General features: G+C 39.8%; 5 protein-coding genes. 1 reads left to right on the top strand and 4 read right to left on the bottom strand.

Annotation, left to right across the window (positions count from 1 at the left end; all coding sequences use genetic code 11):
* The 4 genes from PHR02_RS00700 to PHR02_RS00685 form a co-directional block, all read right to left on the bottom strand.
* Window positions 1-275, bottom strand: a 275-nt coding sequence (locus PHR02_RS00700; RefSeq protein WP_299987508.1) for a hypothetical protein, incomplete at its 3' end; no start/stop codon positions are given.
* Window positions 276-550: 275 nt separating this feature from the next.
* The gene (locus PHR02_RS00695; protein WP_299987506.1) at window positions 551-967 is read right to left on the bottom strand and encodes a hypothetical protein; all 417 of its coding nucleotides are present in this window, start codon (window positions 965-967) and stop codon (window positions 551-553) included.
* Between the two features lie 13 nt (window positions 968-980).
* Window positions 981-1,766 carry a Rieske 2Fe-2S domain-containing protein gene (locus PHR02_RS00690; RefSeq protein WP_299987503.1) on the bottom strand — a complete coding sequence of 262 codons (786 nt, stop codon included), beginning with the start codon at window positions 1,764-1,766 and terminating at the stop codon, window positions 981-983.
* 78 nt (window positions 1,767-1,844) lie between these two features.
* Window positions 1,845-3,254: an FAD/NAD(P)-binding oxidoreductase gene (locus tag PHR02_RS00685; RefSeq protein ID WP_299987500.1), complete on the bottom strand. Its 1,410-nt coding sequence runs from the start codon at window positions 3,252-3,254 to the stop codon at window positions 1,845-1,847.
* A gap of 222 nt (window positions 3,255-3,476) precedes the next feature.
* Between PHR02_RS00685 and PHR02_RS00680 the strand changes: the two genes are divergently transcribed.
* Window positions 3,477-3,776 carry a chorismate mutase gene (locus PHR02_RS00680; RefSeq protein ID WP_299987498.1) on the top strand — a complete coding sequence of 100 codons (300 nt, stop codon included), beginning with the start codon at window positions 3,477-3,479 and terminating at the stop codon, window positions 3,774-3,776.
* Window positions 3,777-3,812 lie beyond the last annotated feature (36 nt).

Genomic DNA, 3,812 nt, shown 5'->3' with positions numbered 1-3,812 from the left:
TCCCCTACAAGATTATTTTCCAAACCAAGAGTAGAAAGACCGTAAGCACTTGCACCCATACTTAAACTTGGAGCAAGGTCCATTGTTGCACCTAGCATCAACGAAGTATTTGCAATTGAATTAGTCCCGTTGTCAAAAAAATCTGTAGTACCACCAATTAATTCTGATGTTTGATACCAAACTTTTGCTTCACCGTTTACTTTAACATTGTCGATCGCGAACGCGCTTGTTCCAAGAGCCATTACAGCTACTAGACTAAGTTTTCCTAATTTCATTCATTCTCCTTCAAGAAACCGTCCGGATAAGATTTACTTATTCCGAATCATGCGGTCATCATAACAATTATTTCTTAAAGATTTCTTGATTTTTATAGGATTTTCTAATAAAAAGACAAATTTGTCATGCTATGAGACAAAAATGTGATAAAAGTGTTACTTATATAACACCAGAAAAGGATATGACAGTATAAATCAAAAAAAGAAATGATTGGATAATAAAGAGAAATAGGTGATAACCCTCAAAAGAGGGTTTAGATAAAGAAGAACAGAGATTACCAGTTACGAATGCGGATATGGCATGAGGTACATTGTTTCAGCAATTGTGTGTAATCATCTAGTGCATTGTCCATTCTGCCTGCTTCGATAGATACAATCATATCGTCCGAATACATACGAAGCATTTGCGCTGTTTTTTGAGCAAATTTATACGCATATACTTGATCTTTCGGTAAAATTGATTTTACCTCTTCACTCTCTAACGATTTGAGTGTCCCCTGGAGCTTTTTAACTCCGGCTTTCATCTCATCGGTTGAGCTGTACAAACCACCGCGTTGAATTTGCTCCATCGCATCCATCATCGTACGCATATCCTGCATAAGTTCCAAACGTGGATCGTTCTTAGGTGCGGCTGCTTCTAATGAACTGATGAGTAACATTCCGATGGCTAAGGCTGCTAATACTTTTTTCATACATAACCCCTTTTTAGTATTGGATAATTTCTTTGGTAAATTCAGAAAGTTTTACCGTTTTAGCCGAGATGGATACCAATTTTTTAGCTTCTGCAGGTCCACCGTAAAATTGTTTCATTTCAGGACGGAATTCTTTGAAATAATCATGGAATTTATCTTGACCCAAAATGCCAACAGCCCACAGAGTATCATCTGCGGCATGCTCTAGCACTACTGCTTGCAGCGGTTGAGTCGCTGCACCACCGAGCACTTTTGCACCTGCCCCCGCATCAAACGCAGAAAGATGTGAAGAACAGACGATCACCCCAGATTTATCATACGCCATTGTTTTGCCCGTTGTCGGAACATAGGTGATAAAACTGTCATTTGGTGTTGGATGGGTCAACTGATGGGTACAAATTGCTACATAGGCTACAATCGTACGATCTTTACCAACTCCGCTTTTCCAAACATAGGCCTCTCCACTATCAGATTTTAGTTCTACATTTTGGGCGGTAGGTTTTGGTAGGTTGACAAGCATACACGGAGTTGATGCATACGGATAATTAAAGATATAAGTAATCTCTTTTTCCAACATTGACGCTTTTATCGGTTTTCCGCTCGCATCCAGTAATTGCGTTTTTTCATAGGCTTTAAACAAACGTCCGTCATCTGCATAAAGATTTCCACGAATTAGTGAAGGATTGATAGCAACAACCGTTGCACCAGCAACAACTTTTAAAAAATTTCTTCTGTCCATGATATTGTCCGTATTGTTATTATTTTGAGAGATGAGTGTAGCAGATTTTGCATTAGTCATACCTAATATTAGTCTCCTAAATACAAGGGATGTATCCCCGATAAAATCGGGGATAACGGAGAAACTTGAACGCGTAACTTAACTGAAAAGGTCGCGCATTGCACCTTTGTACCAGTCACGATTTGCTTTTGCAAGGCCGGTTGTACGGAATTTACCAGTTTTCTCATCTTTAGGTACAGAACCTTTAGAACCGATAACCGGACCTGAAACCATAAACTCATGGTTAACCATAATAGATTCTTCAGGATTTGATCCAACCATAGAGTAACAAACGTTTGCACTTTTGTATGGAAGTGCTGATGCAACACTGTATGATTTACCGTGAAGTACGTGAGCGATCTCTTTTGCACACTCTTTACCTGACCAGATAGCTGATTGACCGCTTGGTGGGATACCATGACCAACAACGTCTCCAACCGCATAAACATTTTTATCGCTAGCTGTTTGGAAGGAAACCGGTTTCTCCGGACTGCTTGCCATTTTAACTTTTTTGAATCCGTCTTTAGTTGTTTCAACGCCTGACATTTCAATAACTGGATTAGACATGTTGTGCGGGATAAAGTTGAATACACCGTATTTGATAGTTTTTGTCGTTTTAGTACCTTCAACATCATCTTTGTCTTTATATACGGTTTGTACGTATGTAATCTCTTGTTTATCGAAATCGACATCAGAAATTTTACAATTGCTTTCATGAACAACTTGACCTTTGTTGATCTCTGCCCATGCTTCTTTAAACGCTGCACCTTTAGCGATTTCAGCAGTCTCATTCAAAATAATAACTTTGCCGCTCAATCCCTCTTTTTGCATGTGATTAGCAATCATACTCGCACGTTCAAACGGTGCCGGAGGACAACGGTATTTGCCAGCTGGGACCGTGATAACGACATCACCGTCTTCCATTTGTTTTACCATACGATCAAGTGCCACGTGTTCACCGCCCGGTATAAGTGCACCTGGAGCTACGCGACGTGCTTTTGCGATTTTTGCATCAGACCATGTTGGGAATTGACCTTTATAGTTGTAATCAATACCAGGAGCTAGAACGAGGATGTCATATCCAACACCACCTTTAGAGGTGTGAACCACTTTAGCCGCGCGATCGATACCGGTAACAACAGCCGTCAACATTCCATATCCGTGTTTTTCAATCGCTTGAGAATAGTCATGCGTCAATGTGTTAAGATTGAAACCTTCGATCCCTCCAAGATTCGAGTTTGAAAGGGGGCAAGACATAAAGCTGTCATTTTTTTCGATAATAGCAATATCGAATTTAGGATCAATTTTTTTCAACTCTTTAGCAACGGTCAAGCCGCCCCAGCCTCCACCGATGATAACGACTTGATGCTTACCGAGCATTTTACCTGCAGCGCTTTGTGCACCTGATGCAGTACCTGTAGCACCTGTAGCGGCTGTACAACCAGTTACAGCTGCAGCTGCAGCACTGATACCAGCAAATTTAAGTAAGTCACGTCTTGAAATGTTCATAATGAGTCTCCTTCATTCTATGCAAAATCGATTGCGAATTTGAAATTATCGCTGAGGACATCATAATCGTCTTATTCTTAAATATTTATAAGAAATAGTGAAATGTATCAAAAAATACCGAATAAGATAATATTATACAATTTTACGTGATATAAATGTGATAGATGTTTTGAATGTCTATAATATGGTATGATATCGATATCTTTAAAAGGGAGCTTTTGAATGAAAGTTGAAGAATGCCATTCCTTAGCGGAAGTCCGTAACCATATCGACCAATTGGATGACCAGATCGTTGAGCTTATTGCCGCACGAAACGGTTATGTTAAACAAGCAGCCAATTTCAAACACTCCATTGAAGAGATAAAAGCCAATGAGAGAATGGAATCAGTGATGGATCGCGTACGCTCCAAAGCAATGGAATTCGGCGTATCGCCTAATCTTCTCACCACCCTCTATGCTATCATGATTGACGCAATGGTAGAGGCGGAGATTTCTGAGTTTCAGAACGCAAAATCCTTATAATTTTAAACGGCATAGGAATAAAATCCCTTTGCCTAC

This window comes from Sulfuricurvum sp., assembly GCF_028688295.1.
GTDB lineage: Bacteria > Campylobacterota > Campylobacteria > Campylobacterales > Sulfurimonadaceae > Sulfuricurvum.
Note: the sequence above shows the minus strand (reverse complement) of the source record. Positions and strands in the feature narration are given on the sequence as shown.